General features: G+C 67.7%; 14 protein-coding genes. 8 read left to right on the forward strand and 6 right to left on the reverse strand.

Translation table 11 applies throughout. The features are described from left to right. Positions 1 to 15 precede the first annotated feature (15 nt). The 6 genes from rsmG to rpmH form a co-directional block, all read right to left on the reverse strand. Positions 16 to 732 (reverse strand): 16S rRNA (guanine(527)-N(7))-methyltransferase RsmG, encoded by a 717-nt coding sequence (gene rsmG / locus ABTZ59_RS25925; protein ID WP_351416706.1) that lies wholly within the window; start codon positions 730 to 732, stop codon positions 16 to 18. Between the two features lie 104 nt (positions 733 to 836). After that, the gene (locus ABTZ59_RS25930) at positions 837 to 1,355 is read right to left on the reverse strand and encodes a Jag family protein (RefSeq protein WP_351416711.1); all 519 of its coding nucleotides are present in this window, start codon (positions 1,353 to 1,355) and stop codon (positions 837 to 839) included. A 14-nt stretch (positions 1,356 to 1,369) separates the two neighbouring features. Further along, on the reverse strand, positions 1,370 to 2,644 hold the full coding sequence (gene yidC / locus ABTZ59_RS25935; protein WP_351416716.1) for a membrane protein insertase YidC: 1,275 nt from the start codon (positions 2,642 to 2,644) through the stop codon (positions 1,370 to 1,372). 3 nt (positions 2,645 to 2,647) lie between these two features. Further along, the gene (gene yidD / locus ABTZ59_RS25940) at positions 2,648 to 3,007 is read right to left on the reverse strand and encodes a membrane protein insertion efficiency factor YidD (RefSeq protein ID WP_249951459.1); all 360 of its coding nucleotides are present in this window, start codon (positions 3,005 to 3,007) and stop codon (positions 2,648 to 2,650) included. Next, entirely contained in the window at positions 3,004 to 3,375 is a 372-nt protein-coding gene (gene rnpA / locus ABTZ59_RS25945; protein ID WP_249951458.1) for a ribonuclease P protein component, read from the reverse strand. The genes yidD and rnpA overlap by 4 nt, the downstream gene beginning before the upstream one ends. Before the next feature lie 26 nt (positions 3,376 to 3,401). Beyond that, entirely contained in the window at positions 3,402 to 3,539 is a 138-nt protein-coding gene (gene rpmH / locus ABTZ59_RS25950) for a 50S ribosomal protein L34 (protein ID WP_030354375.1), read from the reverse strand. 376 nt (positions 3,540 to 3,915) lie between these two features. Between rpmH and dnaA the strand changes: the two genes are divergently transcribed. The 8 genes from dnaA to ABTZ59_RS25990 all read left to right on the forward strand — a co-directional run bounded on the left by dnaA (position 3,916) and on the right by ABTZ59_RS25990 (position 16,529). Beyond that, positions 3,916 to 5,691, forward strand: coding sequence for a chromosomal replication initiator protein DnaA (gene dnaA, locus ABTZ59_RS25955; RefSeq protein ID WP_351416734.1), 1,776 nt, complete (start codon positions 3,916 to 3,918; stop codon positions 5,689 to 5,691). A gap of 872 nt (positions 5,692 to 6,563) precedes the next feature. Continuing rightward, positions 6,564 to 7,694 (forward strand): DNA polymerase III subunit beta, encoded by a 1,131-nt coding sequence (gene dnaN / locus ABTZ59_RS25960; RefSeq protein ID WP_249951456.1) that lies wholly within the window; start codon positions 6,564 to 6,566, stop codon positions 7,692 to 7,694. Between the two features lie 89 nt (positions 7,695 to 7,783). Beyond that, complete coding sequence (gnd, locus tag ABTZ59_RS25965; RefSeq protein ID WP_351416748.1) at positions 7,784 to 8,671, forward strand: phosphogluconate dehydrogenase (NAD(+)-dependent, decarboxylating); 888 nt, start codon at positions 7,784 to 7,786, stop codon at positions 8,669 to 8,671. 32 nt (positions 8,672 to 8,703) lie between these two features. After that, a complete protein-coding gene (gene recF, locus ABTZ59_RS25970) occupies positions 8,704 to 9,945 on the forward strand; it encodes a DNA replication/repair protein RecF (RefSeq protein WP_351416753.1) in 1,242 nt (413 codons plus the stop codon). Further along, on the forward strand, positions 9,942 to 10,562 hold the full coding sequence (locus tag ABTZ59_RS25975) for a DciA family protein (RefSeq protein ID WP_351416758.1): 621 nt from the start codon (positions 9,942 to 9,944) through the stop codon (positions 10,560 to 10,562). The genes recF and ABTZ59_RS25975 overlap by 4 nt, the downstream gene beginning before the upstream one ends. 453 nt (positions 10,563 to 11,015) lie before the next feature. Then, positions 11,016 to 13,094, forward strand: coding sequence for a DNA topoisomerase (ATP-hydrolyzing) subunit B (gene gyrB / locus ABTZ59_RS25980; RefSeq protein WP_351416764.1), 2,079 nt, complete (start codon positions 11,016 to 11,018; stop codon positions 13,092 to 13,094). A gap of 51 nt (positions 13,095 to 13,145) precedes the next feature. Then, positions 13,146 to 15,821, forward strand: coding sequence for a DNA gyrase subunit A (gene gyrA / locus ABTZ59_RS25985; RefSeq protein ID WP_351416769.1), 2,676 nt, complete (start codon positions 13,146 to 13,148; stop codon positions 15,819 to 15,821). Between the two features lie 87 nt (positions 15,822 to 15,908). Continuing rightward, on the forward strand, positions 15,909 to 16,529 hold the full coding sequence (locus ABTZ59_RS25990) for a DUF3566 domain-containing protein (protein WP_351417029.1): 621 nt from the start codon (positions 15,909 to 15,911) through the stop codon (positions 16,527 to 16,529). The last annotated feature ends 32 nt before the right edge of the window (positions 16,530 to 16,561 follow it).

Consider the following 16,561-nt stretch of genomic DNA (forward strand, 5'->3'; position numbering starts at 1 on the left):
TACGGACTGTACGGCTCAACGGCGCCGCCGCGCACGGCCGGCCCGTGCGGCCTTGGCCCTCTTCGTGGCGAATCGCACACCGCCGGGACTCTCCCCGGCCTCCACTCGCACCACGGTGGCCAGGGGGTCGACGATGCCCTCGCCGACATGGAGGACTGAGGTCTCGATCACACCGAGCCTGCTCAGTGCGGCGCGGGCCCCGTTGATCTCCTCCTCTGCGGTGTCGCCCTTGAGTGCCAGCATCTCTCCGTACGGCCGCAGCAGGGGCACCCCCCAGCCCGCCAGCCGGTCCAGCGGAGCCACCGCGCGCGCCGTCACCACATGCACCGGTTGCAGCGTGCCGAGGACCTCTTCGGCGCGGCCACGCACCACCGTCACATGGTCCAGGCCGAGCAGCTCGACGACTTCCTGAAGAAAGTTCGTCCGCCGCAGCAGAGGTTCCAGCAGCGTGATCTTCAGATCGGGCCGTACCAGCGCCAGCGGGATCCCCGGGAGCCCCGCGCCCGAACCGACATCGCAGACCGTCACGCCCTCGGGTACGACCTCGGAGAGCACCGCGCAGTTCAGCAGGTGCCGCTCCCAGAGCCGTGGGACCTCGCGCGGGCCGATCAGGCCACGCTTGACCCCCGCGTCCGCGAGCAGTTCCGCGTAGCGGACAGCCTCCGGAAAGAACTCACCGAAAACAGTGCGCGCCTCGTCCGGTGCGGGGGGAAGCTCTGCTGCCTCCGTCACGGGAACCGTCCTTCCATACCGAACCACCGACCGGTGGCTGACTATCAGGCTGACAAAGATCGGCCCCGTCTGCGCAACAGACGGGGCCGAAAAGAATGGACCGCTCAGGCAGGGAGCACCACGACGAAGCGCTGCGGCTCCTCGCCCTCGGACTCACTGCGCAGACCCGCCGCGGCGACCGCGTCATGCACGACCTTCCGCTCGAAGGGCGTCATCGGGTTCAGCTTCACCGGCTCACCGGTGCTCTTCACCTCGTCCGCGGCCTTGGCTCCCAGCTCGGCCAGCTCGGTACGCTTCTTGGCCCGGAAGCCGGCGATGTCCAGCATCAGCCGACTGCGGTCACCGGTCTCCCGGTGCACGGCGAGCCGAGTCAGCTCCTGAAGCGCCTCCAGCACCTCACCGTCGCGTCCGACAAGCTTCTGCAGATCCCGCGCCGAGTCACTGATGATCGAGACCGCGGCCCGGTCGGCCTCGACGTCCATGTCGATATCGCCGTCGAGATCAGCGATATCGAGCAGACCTTCGAGGTAGTCGGCCGCGATCTCCCCCTCCTGCTCCAGGCGGGTCAGGGTGTCGCCTCCCTCGTCGGCGGACTCGTCGGCGGAAATGGTGCCTTCCGTCACGGATGGACTCCTTCTTACTTCTTGGACGGGTGCTTGGGCCGCTGCTGGCCCTTACGCTGCCCCGACTTGGCTTGGCGTGCGGAACCGGCGGCGGGTTTGCCCGTCGGCTTGGACTTGGTGTCCTGCGGCTCGCCCTTCTGCAACGAAGTCTTCGCCGACTCGCCTGCGGCCTCGGAGTCCTTGGGCTGGTCCGGCTTGTCCGTACCCGCCTGGGCGGCGGCCTGCCGCTGCGCCTTCGTCTGGCGCTTCGGCTGCTGCCGCCTGCCGGCACCACCGGACTCGGCCTCGGCAGCGGCGGTGTCGCTCTTGATCACCGTTCCGTCGGGCTGCGCGGCGAGCCCCGCCTTGGCCAGGCTCGTGAAGAACTTGCGCTCGTTGTCATTGCGGTCCGGGCCCTTGGCCACGATCGCCTGGACGATGGAGCGCTTACGACGGGACCGCACCTCGCTGTGCGCGGTGATGTTCTTCAGCAGACGCTGCAAGTACTGGTCCTGCGCCTTGCTGCCCGGGGTCGGGTTCTGGTTGATCACATACATCTGCTGGCCCATGGTCCACACGTTGGTGGTCAGCCAGTAGACGAGCACACCGACGGGGAAGTTGACACCCGTGACGGCGAAGATCACCGGGAAGATGTACATGAGCATCTTCTGCTGCTGCATGTACGGCGTCTTGACCGTCAGGTCGACGTTCTTCGTCATCAGCTGGCGCTGCGTGTAGAACTGCGACGCCGACATCAGCACGATCATGATCGCGGTGACGACCCGCACATCGGTCAGCGAGGCGTTCAGGGACGCGACCTTCTCGCTGCTGTCCATGAACTTGGCGGCCAGCGGGGCGCCGAAGATATGCGCCTGGCGGGCACTGTCGAGCAGCCCCTGGTCGATGACCCCGATGGTCTTGCCGCTCGCGATGCTGGAGAGCACGTGATAAAGGGCAAAGAAGAACGGCGACTGCGCCAGGATGGGAAGACAGGAGGAGAGCGGGTTGGTACCCGTCTCCTTGTACAGCTTCATCATCTCTTCGGACTGACGCTGTTTGTCGTTCTTGTAGCGCTCCTGGATCGCCTTCATCTTGGGCTGGAGCACCTGCATGTTCCGGGTCGACTTGATCTGCTTGACGAACAGCGGGATCAGACAGATCCGGATCAGTACCACCAGGGACACGATGGACAGTCCCCAGGCCCAGCCCGTGTCGGGGCCGAAAATCATCCCGTACAGCGAGTGGAACTGGACGATGACCCATGAAACAGGTGTGGTGATAAAACTGAAGAGACTGGCAATCGTGTCCACTAATCAGGCTCCTTGAGCTTTGGGCGAGGTCTCTGCGGCCGGACTCGGGGTGTCGGGGGCCAATCCCCCGGAAGGCACGCCAGCGGCGGAGTGGCCGCCCTTACGGCCGCGCCAGGCATTGCGCAGCGATTCATGCCAGCGCGGGCGTTTGCGCGGTGGGACATGGTCCACACCACCCGGCGACCACGGATTGCACCGCAGAATGCGCCAGGCGGTCAGCGCCGTGCCCTTCACCGCGCCATGTCGGTCGATGGCCGTGTATCCGTAGTGCGAACACGACGGGTAGTACCGGCAGACGGGCCCGAGAAGCGGGCTGATCGTCCACTGGTACAGCTTGATCAGAGCCAGCAGCGGGTACTTCATCGTGTGCCCCCTCCCAGCAGCCGCTGAAAGGCGGCGTCCAGGTCTCGGGCCAGGTGTCCATATTCGGCGTCGCCCGCACCCGGCAGCGCCCGTACGACAACCAGGCTACCGGGGGGCAGCTCGGACAGTCGTTCGCGTATCAGATGACGCAGTCGCCGCTTCACCTGGTTTCGTACGACGGCTCCACCCACGGCCTTGCTCACGACGAAACCCGCACGCGTCGGGGAGGCGCTCTCCCCAGGCGCGTGCGGGTCCGTTGCACCGCTGCGTAGATGGACGACGAGAAGCGGGCGTCCGGCCCGGCGTCCCCGGCGTACCGCGGTCGCGAAGTCCTCGCGCCGCCTCAGCCGATTCTCGGTAGGCAGCACGTCATGACCTGTTGGCGATCAGGCGATCAGGCGGACAGACGGGCGCGACCCTTGCCACGGCGGGTCGCGAGAATCGCGCGGCCGGCACGGGTACGCATCCGCAGCCGGAACCCGTGGGTCTTGGCGCGACGACGGTTGTTCGGCTGGAAGGTGCGCTTGCTCACTCGGGGGCTCCAGAAAATGATGTGTGGATGGCGGGACATCGCCTGGCTGTCACCGTGCGCCCACGAGAAGCTGAGAAGCTCGCGATCACGCCCGAGTGCACCGCTTCACAACCACAGATCGTGATCTTTGCCCATCGGAGGCAGGCGGCAGCAGCCATCGACAACTCGACCTGGTCACGGTACGCGCGGCTACGCCATCCGGTCAAACCCGCTCCATGCCCGGCTCCATTGTGCACAGGCTGTGGACAACAACTTGAACCGCGCGGGCCGCCCTGACTACCGTGGCTGAACTCCGGCTTCAATTCCTGCCGGTCTTCCCATCCCGTCCCGAGAACCACGCATTCGTGGGATCCGGACCTGCGAGAGAGCGTGCCTTGTGGCTGATGTACCTGCCGATCTTGCCGCAGTGTGGCCACGAGTGCTGGAGCAGCTCCTCAGGGAGGGCCAGCAGGGCGTCGAGCCCAAGGACAAACAGTGGATCGAGCGCTGTCAGCCTCTCGCACTGGTCGCCGACACCGCGCTGCTCGCCGTCCCCAATGAATGGGGCAAGCGCGTCCTGGAGGGCCGGCTCGCCCCGCTCATCAGCGAGACGCTGAGCCACGAGTGCGGCCGCCCCATCCGGATCGCCATCACCGTCGACGACTCGGCCGCCGAGCCCACCCCGCCGGCCCCGCCCGTGCCACAGCAGCACCGCTACCAGGGGCCGCCCCATGACGAACAGCGGCAGGGCGATACATACGACGGCTACGGGCACCGTCCGTCGGACGACGGCATGCCGTCGGTACGGCCCGCGTACCCGGACTACCAGCAGCAGCGCCCCGACCCCGGCGCCTGGCCGCGTACCCAGGAGGACCTGTCCTGGCAGCAGCCACGGCTCGGCGGATACCAGGATCGCGATCCGTACGCCACCGCTCACCAGCAGCAGCCGCAGCACGACTACCGGCAGCCGCAGGGGCCCGAGCACTCCCCGTACGAGCAGCGCCCCGACCGGCGCGAACTCCAGGAGCCGCCCTCCCCGCGCCATGGCGCGGGGCCCGGTGCCGGCCACGGGGGTACGCACGGCGGATCGCTGGGACCGCTGGGCGCCCAGCCCGCTCCGGCGCCGGGGCCTGGCGAGCCGCATGCCCGGCTGAATCCCAAGTACCTCTTCGACACCTTTGTGATCGGGGCGTCCAACCGGTTCGCGCACGCGGCCGCGGTCGCGGTCGCCGAGGCCCCGGCGAAGGCGTACAACCCGCTCTTCATCTACGGGGAGTCCGGGCTCGGCAAGACGCATCTGCTCCACGCCATCGGGCACTACGCGCGCAGCCTCTACCCCGGCACGCGCGTGCGCTATGTGAGCTCCGAGGAGTTCACGAACGAGTTCATCAACTCGATCCGCGACGGCAAGGGGGACACCTTCCGCAAGCGGTACCGGGACGTCGACATCCTGCTGGTCGACGACATCCAGTTCCTGGCGAGCAAGGAGTCGACGCAGGAGGAGTTCTTCCACACCTTCAACACGCTGCACAACGCCAACAAGCAGATCGTGCTCTCCTCGGACCGGCCGCCCAAGCAGCTGATCACCCTGGAGGACCGGCTCCGCAATCGCTTCGAGTGGGGCCTGACCACGGACGTCCAGCCCCCGGAGCTGGAGACGCGAATCGCGATCCTCCGTAAGAAGGCGGTGCAGGAGCAGCTCAACGCTCCGCCCGAGGTGCTGGAGTTCATCGCCTCCCGTATCTCGCGGAACATCCGCGAGCTGGAGGGCGCGCTGATCCGGGTGACGGCGTTCGCCTCGCTCAACCGGCAGCCGGTGGACCTCGGCCTCACCGAGATCGTGCTCAAGGATCTGATCCCGGGCGGAGAGGACTCGGCCCCGGAGATCACCGCGAGCGCCATCATGGCGGCGACCGCCGACTACTTCGGGCTGACGGTGGAGGATCTCTGCGGATCGTCGAGGAGCCGGGTGCTGGTGACGGCCCGCCAGATCGCGATGTACCTCTGCCGTGAGCTGACCGATCTCTCCCTGCCCAAGATCGGCGGGCATTTCGGCGGCAGGGACCATACGACCGTGATGCACGCGGACCGGAAGATCCGCGCGCTGATGGCCGAGCGGCGATCGATCTACAACCAGGTCACGGAGCTCACCAACCGCATCAAGAACGGCTGACAGCCGGCTCTCCGCCCGCTGCCGAGGCGCTCAGGGACACCGTCCGGGACGGTCCCTGGGCGCCTTTTCGCGCTCTGTGGACCTCGCGCGGACGCCGCGGCGGCCGGGTCCGCGTGTCGCCGCGGAGCCCTCGCTGTTCGAATACCTGACGGTGGACGGTCCTTCTCCACAGATCGGGTCGCGATCTTCCGTCCACAGCCTGGGGACCCAGAAGTTGTCCAGATCGCATCCACAGGCAGAGTCGACGGGAAGCCATCGGGGCAGGTCAGAGGCCTGTGGATTTGTGGCCGCCGCCGCTCCACAGACTGTGGACGGAAAATTCCTCCACAGGGCGCCGACGCTGCTGTCCACCGGCGGCCCACAGGCGGGCCGCTCTTTCCCACAGCTTCTCCACACCCCTGTCCACTGTTCGGCAACGAAACGCCCGGCATCGCTGAGTCGAGTGAAAGGCGTCACACCAAGGAGGTCGATTGAGCTGTGGGGAACGTGGGTAAAGCTGGGGACGTGGCTGGGGAGAAGTCCCTGTGTCCTGTGCATCGGTTGTGCAGAACTTTCGCCCGTCCACAGAACGACCGGGTTGTCCACGGACGGCGCCCACAGGGTCGGTGGACAAAAAAACGGGTCTGACCTGCGCGAATGACGTTATCCACGGTTTCCACAGGCCCTACTACTACTCCCACTCAGAGTTAACGAGGAATCCGCTTCGAAGAAGGCCCTGTGCACAACTCGGCCCCGGAGCCCTCGGCACCTGCTGCGCCGACTTGACCCGCAGCCGCACCGACTGTCGGTGCCGTACGTCAGACTGGTCCCCGGCATCACAGCCGACGACGAAGGCCAGCAGGGCGAGCCAGCAACAGCAGGAGGCGGTTCCGGTGAAGATCCGGGTGGAGCGCGATGTACTCGCGGAGGCGGTGGCCTGGGTGGCCCGTAGCCTTCCGGCCCGTCCGCCGGCGCCCGTACTCGCGGGCCTTCTGCTGAAGGCCGAGGACGGCGCTCTCAGCTTCTCCAGCTTCGACTACGAGGTCTCGGCGCGGGTCTCGGTGGACGCCGAGGTCGAGGAGGACGGCACCGTCCTCGTCTCCGGCCGGCTCCTCGCCGACATCTGCCGCGCGCTGCCGAACCGGCCGGTGGAGATTTCCACAGACGGTGTACGGGCGACCGTGGTCTGTGGCTCGTCGCGCTTCACGCTCCACACCCTTCCGGTGGACGAGTATCCGGCGCTGCCGCAGATGCCGACCGCGACGGGCACCGTTCCCGGTGAGGTCTTCGCGTCGGCCGCCTCCCAGGTCGCCATCGCCGCGGGCCGTGACGACACGCTGCCGGTGCTGACCGGCGTACGGATCGAGATCGAGGGCGACACGGTCACCCTGGCCTCGACCGACCGCTACCGCTTCGCGGTCCGTGAGTTCCTGTGGAAGCCGGAAGCCTCCGATGTGTCCGCCGTCGCGTTGGTGCCGGCCAAGACGCTGCTGGACACCGCCAAGGCCCTCACCAGCGGTGACACGGTCACCCTGGCGCTCTCCGGGGCGGGCGCCGGCGAGGGGCTGATCGGTTTCGAGGGCGCCGGGCGACGTACCACCACCCGGCTGCTCGAAGGTGATCTGCCGAAGTACCGCACGCTCTTCCCGACCGAGTTCAACTCGGTCGCGGTGATCGAGACCGCCCCGTTCGTCGAGGCCGTCAAGCGTGTGGCGCTGGTCGCCGAGCGGAACACCCCGGTGCGGCTGAGCTTCGAGCAGGGTGTGCTGATCCTGGAGGCCGGTTCCAGCGACGACGCACAGGCTGTGGAGCGCGTCGACGCGCAGTTGGAGGGCGATGACATCTCGATCGCCTTCAACCCGACCTTCCTGCTCGACGGGCTCAGCGCGATCGATTCGCCGGTGGCCCAGCTCTCCTTCACGACGTCCACGAAGCCGGCTCTGCTCAGCGGCCGGCCGGCCGTCGACGCGGAGGCGGACGAGGCGTACAAGTACCTGATCATGCCGGTACGCCTGAGCGGCTGACCCCACAGGTGAGTGGCCGGGTCCGGGCGTAGGCTCGGATCCGGGTACAAACCCGGGTACGAATCGCCTCAACGCTTAAGGAACGCCTGATGGAGCTCGGTCTCGTCGGTCTCGGCAAGATGGGTGGCAATATGCGCGAGCGTATCCGCCGCGCAGGCCACACCGTCATCGGATATGACCGCAATCCGGACCTCGCCGATGTCCACAGCCTCCAGGAGCTGGTGAGCAAGCTCAAGGGTCCGCGAGTGGTGTGGGTGATGGTTCCGGCCGGTGCCGCGACGCAGGCCACGATCGACGAGCTGGCCGCGCTGCTGTCGCCCGGCGACGTGGTCGTGGACGGCGGGAATTCCCGCTGGACGGACGACGAGAAGCACGCGGTCGAGTTGGGCATCAAGGGCATCGGCTTCGTCGACTGCGGTGTCTCCGGCGGCGTCTGGGGCCTGGAGAACGGCTATGCGCTGATGTACGGCGGTACCCCCGAGCATGTGGCGCAGGTGCAGCCGATCTTCGACGCGCTCAAGCCCGAGGGCGACTTCGGGGCCGTGCACGCGGGCAAGGTCGGCGCGGGCCACTTCGCCAAGATGGTCCACAACGGCATCGAGTACGCCATGATGCAGGCCTATGCCGAGGGCTGGGAGCTGCTGGAGAGCGTCGACTCGGTCACCGATGTTCGTGAGGTCTTCCGCTCCTGGCAGGAGGGCACGGTCATCCGTTCCTGGCTGCTGGATCTGGCGGTGAACGCCCTGGACGAGGACGAGCACCTGGAGCGGCTGAAGGGCTACGCGGAGGACTCCGGCGAGGGCCGGTGGACGGTCGAGGCGGCCATCAACCACGCGGTGCCGCTGCCCGCGATCACCGCGTCGCTGTTCGCGCGCTTCGCGTCCCGGCAGGACGATTCGCCGCAGATGAAGATGGTCTCGGCGCTGCGCAATCAGTTCGGCGGCCACGCGGTCGAGCCGAACAAGCCGAAGAAGTAGAGCCCGTAGCCGGGGGAGGCCCGCGTACATCCATGCACGTCACGCATCTGTCGCTGGCCGACTTCCGGTCCTACGCCCGGGTCGAGGTACCGCTCGATCCGGGCGTCACCGCGTTCGTGGGGGCGAACGGGCAGGGGAAGACCAATCTGGTCGAGGCGGTCGGCTATCTCGCGAGCCTCGGCAGTCACCGGGTCTCGTCGGACGCCCCGCTGGTGCGGATGGGCGCGGACCGTGCGGTGATCCGGGCCGCGGTCACCCAGGGCGAACGTTCGCAACTGGTGGAGCTCGAACTCAATCCCGGCCGTGCGAACAGGGCGCGTATCAACCGGTCCTCGCAGGTCAGACCGCGTGATGTGCTCGGGATCGTACGGACGGTGCTGTTCGCGCCGGAGGATCTGGCGCTGGTGAAGGGCGATCCGGGTGAGCGGCGCCGGTTCCTGGACGAGCTGATCACGGCGCGGTCGCCCCGGATGGCCGGGGTGCGGTCGGACTACGACCGGGTGCTCAGACAGCGCAATACGCTGCTGAAGTCGGCGGCGATGGCGCGGCGGCACGGCGGGCGTGGCATGGATCTGTCGACGCTGGATGTGTGGGACCAGCATCTGGCGCGCGCCGGGGCCGAGTTGCTGGCGCAGCGGGTCGATCTGATCGCGACGCTCCAGCCGCTGGCGGACAAGGCGTATGAGCAACTGGCGCCCGGGGGCGGTCCGGTGGCGCTGGAGTACCGTTCCTCCGCCGGTGATCCCGGCGATTCCGATGGTTCCCGTGGTTCCGGTGGTTCCGGTGTTTCGGGAGCGCCCGATGCTTCCGGCGCCGCCGCTTCGGGAACCGGGACCGGGGGCGGGGACGGGCTCGTGGCCTCGGGCGTGGCGTCGCGCGACGAGTTGTACGCGCATCTGCTCGCGGCCCTGGCCGGGGTGCGCAAGCAGGAGATCGAGCGGGGGGTGACGCTGGTCGGTCCGCACCGCGACGACCTGGTGCTGAGGCTGGGCCGGCTGCCCGCGAAGGGGTACGCCAGCCACGGCGAGTGCTGGTCGTTCGCGCTGGCGCTGCGGCTGGCCTCGTACGATCTGCTGCGCGCCGAGGGCAATGAGCCGGTGCTGGTGCTGGACGACGTGTTCGCCGAGCTGGACGCGCGGCGGCGGGAGCGGCTCGCGGAGCTGGTGGCTCCGGGCGAGCAGGTGTTGGTGACGGCGGCAGTCGACGACGATGTGCCGGGGGTGCTGGCCGGGGCGCGGTTCGCGGTGGCCGACGGCATGGTGGAGCGCGCATGAGTACTTCTCGGGGGCCGTCCGGGGCGGCCGCGGCCGACGGATTCGGAGGGCCCGCCGAGCCGCCGGGTGCCTCCACGGCCCCCGGGGGGCTCGGTGCGCCGGGGATCCCGGAGTCGTCGGGGGTGGATCTGGCGCGGGTCGCGCTGCGCGCGGCGAAGGAGCAGGCGCGGGCGCGGGGCGCCGCCGTACAGCAGAAGAAGCAGGCGCGGCGGGGCGGCGGGCTGCGTTCGGGGGCTCGTGCCGACGGCCGTGATCCGCTGCCGCTGGGTGCGGCGATCAACCGGCTGATCACGGAGCGGGGCTGGGAGACGCCTGCGGCCGTGGGCGGGGTCATGGGCCGATGGCCGCAGATCGTCGGTGAGGACGTGGCGAAGCACTGTGTGCCGCAGCGGTACGACGACGGTGACGACGAGCGGGTGCTGACGGTGCAGTGCGACTCGACGGCGTGGGCGACGCAGCTGCGGCTGCTGGCGCCTCGGCTGGTGGCGCGGCTGAACGAGGACCTGGGGCAGGGCACCGTACGGCTGATCAAGGTGCTGGGCCCGGGTGGTCCGCCGCAGCGGTTCGGCCGGTTGCGGGCGCCGGGCAGCAAGGGCCCGGGTGACACATACGGCTGATGGCGCCGGTTCCGCCTTGACACCCGGAAGAGGGCTCTGACCAGGGATTTCAGCTTCGTCGGGACCCGGCTGCCGTCCGCTGTCCGCTGTCCGGCGGCGGGTCCGGGATGGGGTCGTGGGGTCCCTCGCGCGCCGCTCGCCGTGCTGCTCCGGCCCACCCTCCGCCCCCGGGATGTCCTGGCGGGACGCCTGGGGAGACTGAGGTGTCCCTCACCGTAGTGGAAGGTTGACAGGCCGAAGCGCTCAACGCGGGTGTGAGCCTCTTGGAGCCCCTTCCCGAATATAGGGAGTCGGCGGGCGCTCATTCAGGGCGGCACATGCGGACTCAGGTACCGGCAAACCCCCATTCGGGTCGGCGCTACCGGTAGACTGGTGGAAAATCCCGCTGTGCTTGCGGGACCCGTCGATACAAGCCGAACGACGCAGCCGCTCCCGCTTGCCGGAGAACGGCCTGTGCTGTGCCAGAAAGGGCGCTTCGTGGCCGATTCCGGCAACCCCATTGAGAAGACTCCGTCCACCGCCACTGGAGAGAACGGCGAGGTCACCGCCTCGTACGACGCCAGTGCCATCACCGTGCTTGAGGGCTTGGACGCGGTCCGCAAGCGGCCCGGCATGTACATCGGCTCCACCGGTGAGCGTGGGCTGCATCACTTGGTGTACGAGGTCGTCGACAACTCCGTCGACGAGGCCCTGGCCGGGCACGCGGACACCATCGACGTGACGATCCTGGCCGATGGCGGGGTGCGCGTGGTCGACAACGGTCGCGGTATCCCGGTGGGCATCGTTCCGTCCGAGAACAAGCCGGCCGTCGAGGTCGTGCTGACGGTCCTGCACGCGGGCGGCAAGTTCGGCGGCGGCGGCTATGCCGTCTCCGGTGGTCTGCACGGCGTCGGCGTCTCGGTGGTCAACGCCCTGTCGTCGAAGGTCGCGGTCGAGGTCAAGACGGACGGCTACCGCTGGACGCAGGACTACAAGCTCGGTGTGCCGACGGCTCCGCTGCTCCGCAACGAGGCGACGTCGGAATCCGGTACGACGGTGGTGTTCTGGGCCGACCCGGACATCTTCGAGACGACGGAGTACTCCTTCGAGACGCTGTCCCGGCGCTTCCAGGAGATGGCCTTCCTCAACAAGGGCCTGACCCTGACGCTGACCGACGAGCGCGAGTCGGCGAAGGCCGTCGTGGGCGCCGATGTCGCGGGCACGGACGTGACGGAGGGCACGAGCGAGGAGCCGTCCCGTACGGTCACGTACTTCTACGAGGGCGGCATCGTCGACTTCGTGAAGTACCTCAACTCGCGCAAGGGCGAGCTGATCCATCCGACGGTCATCGACATCGAGGCCGAGGACAAGGAGCGGCTGCTCTCGGTCGAGATCGCGATGCAGTGGAACGCGCAGTACAGCGAGGGTGTGTACTCGTTCGCGAACACGATCCACACGCATGAGGGCGGTACGCACGAGGAGGGCTTCCGCGCGGCGATGACCGGTCTGGTCAACCGCTACGCGCGCGAGAAGAAGTTCCTGCGTGAGAAGGACGACAATCTGGCGGGCGAGGACATCCGCGAGGGTCTGACCGCGATCATCTCGGTGAAGCTGGGCGAGCCGCAGTTCGAGGGCCAGACGAAGACGAAGCTCGGCAACACCGAGGCGAAGACCTTCGTCCAGAAGATCGTGCACGAGCACCTCACGGACTGGTTCGACCGCAACCCGAATGAGGCGGCGGACATCATCCGCAAGTCGATCCAGGCCGCCACGGCCCGGGTCGCCGCCCGTAAGGCGCGGGATCTCACCCGGCGCAAGGGGCTGCTGGAGAGCGCGTCGCTGCCGGGCAAGCTGAGCGACTGCCAGTCCAACGATCCGTCGAAGTGCGAGATCTTCATCGTCGAGGGTGACTCCGCCGGTGGTTCCGCGAAGTCGGGCCGCAACCCGATGTACCAGGCGATCCTGCCGATCCGGGGCAAGATCCTGAACGTCGAGAAGGCGCGGATCGACAAGATCCTCCAGAACACCGAGGTGCAGGCGCTGATCTCGGCGTTCGGCACCGGTGTGCACGAGGACTTCGACATCGAGAAGCTCCGCTATCACAAGATCATCCTGATGGCGGACGCCGATGTCGACGGACAGCACATCAACACGCTGCTCCTGACGTTCCTCTTCCGTTTCATGCGGCCCCTGGTCGAGGCGGGGCACGTCTATCTGTCGCGTCCGCCGCTCTACAAGATCAAGTGGGGCCGTGACGACTTCGAGTACGCCTACTCCGACCGGGAGCGCGACGCCCTGGTGGAGCTGGGCAAGCAGAACGGCAAGCGCATCCGCGAGGACTCGATCCAGCGCTTCAAGGGCCTGGGCGAGATGAACGCCGAGGAACTGCGGGTCACCACGATGGACATCGACCACCGGGTGCTCGGCCAGGTCACGCTGGACGACGCGGCCCAGGCCGACGATCTGTTCTCGGTGCTGATGGGCGAGGACGTCGAGGCACGGCGGTCGTTCATCCAGCGCAATGCCAAGGACGTCCGCTTCCTCGACATCTGAGTCGGTCTCAGCTGACGGATTCGACAAGGCCGAAAGGAACACTGACCAGCAATGGCCGACGAGAACACCCCTGATACCCCTGACACCCCCGAGAACTCCGGCGCCCCCGGCGCCCCTGGTACCCCTGTGGTCCAGGAGGCCGTCGTGGCTGCGGAGGCCGTTGAGGGGCTGGCGATGCGCGTAGAGCCGGTCGGGCTCGAAACGGAGATGCAGCGCTCGTATCTCGACTACGCGATGTCCGTCATCGTGTCGCGCGCGCTCCCGGACGTACGGGACGGTCTCAAGCCCGTCCACCGGCGTGTGCTGTACGCGATGTACGACGGCGGCTACCGGCCCGAGAAGGGCTTCTACAAGTGCGCCCGCGTCGTCGGTGACGTCATGGGTACGTACCACCCGCACGGCGACTCCTCGATCTATGACGCGCTGGTCCGGCTCGCGCAGCCGTGGTCGATGCGGATGCCGCTGGTGGACTCCAACGGCAACTTCGGTTCTCCGGGCAATGACCCGGCCGCGGCCATGCGGTACACCGAGTGCAAGATGATGCCGCTGTCGATGGAGATGCTCCGGGACATCGACGAGGAGACCGTCGACTTCACGGACAACTACGACGGCCGCAACCAGGAGCCGACGGTGCTGCCGGCGCGGTTCCCGAATCTGCTGATCAACGGTTCCGCCGGGATCGCCGTCGGTATGGCCACGAATATCCCGCCGCACAATCTGCGGGAGGTCGCGGCCGGTGCGATGTGGGCGCTTGAGCACCCCGAGGCGAGTCACGAGGAGCTGCTCGACGCGCTGATCGAGCGGATCAAGGGTCCTGACTTCCCGACCGGCGCGCTGGTCGTGGGGCGCAAGGGCATCGAGGAGGCGTACCGCACGGGCCGCGGCTCGATCACGATGCGCGCCGTGGTCGAGGTCGAGGAGATCCAGAACCGCCAGTGCCTGGTGGTCACCGAGCTGCCGTACCAGACCAACCCGGACAATCTCGCGCAGAAGATTGCCGATCTGGTCAAGGACGGCAAGGTCGGCGGCATCGCGGATGTCCGTGACGAGACGTCCTCGCGTACGGGTCAGCGGCTGGTCGTCGTGCTGAAGCGGGACGCGGTCGCCAAGGTCGTTCTGAACAACCTGTACAAGCACACCGATCTGCAGAGCAACTTCAGCGCGAACATGCTGGCGCTGGTGGACGGCGTGCCGCGCACGCTCTCGCTGGACGCGTTCATCCGGCACTGGGTGACGCACCAGATCGAGGTCATCGTCCGGCGCACGAAGTTCCGGCTGCGCAAGGCCGAGGAGCGGGCGCACATCCTGCGCGGTCTGCTCAAGGCGCTCGACGCGATCGACGAGGTCATCGCGCTGATCCGGCGCAGCGACACGGTCGAGATCGCGCGTGAGGGCCTGATGGGGCTGCTCACGATCGACGAGATCCAGGCGAACGCGATCCTGGAGATGCAGCTGCGCCGGCTGGCGGCCCTGGAGCGGCGGAAGATCGTCGCGGAACACGACGAGTTGCAGCAGAAGATCAACGAGTACAACGCGATCCTGGCCTCGCCGGAGAAGCAGCGGCAGATCGTCCACGACGAACTGGCCGTCATGGTCGACAAGTTCGGAGACGACCGGCGTTCGAAGCTGGTGCCCTTCGACGGCGACGTGTCCATCGAGGACCTGATCGCCGAGGAGGACATCGTCGTCACGATCACGCGTGGCGGCTATGTGAAGCGTACGAAGACGGACGACTACCGCTCGCAGAAGCGCGGCGGCAAGGGCGTACGCGGTACGAAGCTGAAGGAAGACGACATCGTCGACCACTTCTTCGTCTCGACCACGCACCACTGGCTGCTGTTCTTCACGAACAAGGGCCGGGTCTACCGGGCGAAGGCGTACGAGCTGCCGGACGCCGGGCGGGACGCGCGGGGTCAGCATGTGGCCAATCTGCTCGCCTTCCAGCCGGACGAGCAGATCGCCGAGATCCTGGCGATCCGTGACTACGAGGCCGCGCCGTATCTGGTCCTGGCCACGAAGGCGGGTCTGGTGAAGAAGACCCCGCTCAAGGACTACGACTCACCTCGCTCGGGCGGTGTCATCGCGATCAACCTCCGGGAGACGGACGACGGCGCGGACGACGAGCTGATCGGCGCGGAGCTGGTGTCGGCGGAGGACGATCTACTACTCATCAGCCGCAAGGCGCAGTCGATCCGCTTCACCGCGACGGACGACGCGCTGCGCCCGATGGGGCGTGCCACGTCGGGCGTGAAGGGGATGAGCTTCCGCGAGGGTGACGAACTGCTCTCGATGAATGTCGTCAGGCCCGGTACGTTCGTCTTCACTGCTACAGATGGCGGATACGCGAAGCGGACCGCTGTTGATGAGTATCGCGTCCAGGGTCGGGGCGGCCTCGGTATCAAGGCCGCCAAGATTGTGGAGGATCGGGGTTCTCTCGTCGGTGCTTTGGTGGTCGAGGAAACGGATGAGATCCTTGCCATCACTCTCGGCGGCGGTGTGATTCGCACGCGAGTCAACGAAGTCAGGGAGACCGGCCGTGACACGATGGGTGTCCAACTGATCAACCTGGGCAAGCGGGATGCCGTCGTCGGTATCGCGCGCAACGCCGAGGCGGGACGTGAAGCCGAAGAGGTCGACGGGACCGATGACCCGGGGACCGAAGAGGCTGGTACGGCCGAGGTCGTCGCCGAGGGCACTCAGCCCTCGGCCGGGGAGCACGAGGAGTAGAGCGTGAGTGGAGCCACGGGCGCCGGATCGGCCGCTTCCGGAGCGAACGGTGCCCGTGGCCCTGCCACGGACTCCCAGGGGGTAACGGTGACCGACACCCGGGGGCAGAAGCCCCCTTACGAGAAGTACGGCCCCGAGCAGCCGCAGCCGGCGGCTCAGCCGTACCACCCGCCGCAGGCGTATCCCTCGCCACATGGCGGCGGGCCGAGCCAGGGCGGACAGCAGATGCAGCAAGGGGCTCCCGTGACCTCTGCCGTTCCCGGTGGGGCGGGTCCTTCGGGGGCTCCCGCCGCTTCCGCGGTGCGTCGGCCGCGGACGGGCGCGCGGACGACTCCACGCACCCGTAAGGCGCGACTGCGGGTGGCGAAAGCCGATCCGTGGTCGGTGATGAAGGTCAGTTTCCTGCTCTCCATCGCGCTGGGTCTGTGCACCATCGTCGCGGCCGCCGTGCTGTGGATGGTCATGGACGCGATGGGCGTCTTCTCGACGGTCGGCGGGACGATCAGTGAGGCCACGGGCTCCAACGAGAGCAACGGCTTCGATCTTCAGTCGTTCCTGTCGCTGCCGCGAGTGATCATCTTCACGTCGGTCATCGCGGTGATCGATGTGGTGCTCGCGACGGCGCTGGCGACGCTCGGAGCCTTCATCTACAACCTGTCCGCGGGCTTTGTGGGCGGTGTTGAGCTCACGCTCGCCGAGGACGAGTGAGGGCCGGGTATCGATTTTGGGGCTGGCCCTGA

The organism is Streptomyces sp. NPDC094034 (genome assembly GCF_040303865.1).
GTDB lineage: Bacteria > Actinomycetota > Actinomycetes > Streptomycetales > Streptomycetaceae > Streptomyces.

What these genes read in the sequence shown, in the direction of transcription:
- yidD (WP_249951459.1), bottom strand. Translation starts at nt 3,007, where the DNA reads ATGAAGTACCCGCTGCTGGCTCTGATCAAGCTGTACCAGTGGACGATC.
- ABTZ59_RS25975 (WP_351416758.1), top strand. Translation starts at nt 9,942, where the DNA reads ATGAGTACTTCTCGGGGGCCGTCCGGGGCGGCCGCGGCCGACGGATTC.
- recF (WP_351416753.1), top strand. Translation starts at nt 8,704, where the DNA reads ATGCACGTCACGCATCTGTCGCTGGCCGACTTCCGGTCCTACGCCCGG.
- gnd (WP_351416748.1), top strand. Translation starts at nt 7,784, where the DNA reads ATGGAGCTCGGTCTCGTCGGTCTCGGCAAGATGGGTGGCAATATGCGC.
- gyrA (WP_351416769.1), top strand. Translation starts at nt 13,146, where the DNA reads ATGGCCGACGAGAACACCCCTGATACCCCTGACACCCCCGAGAACTCC.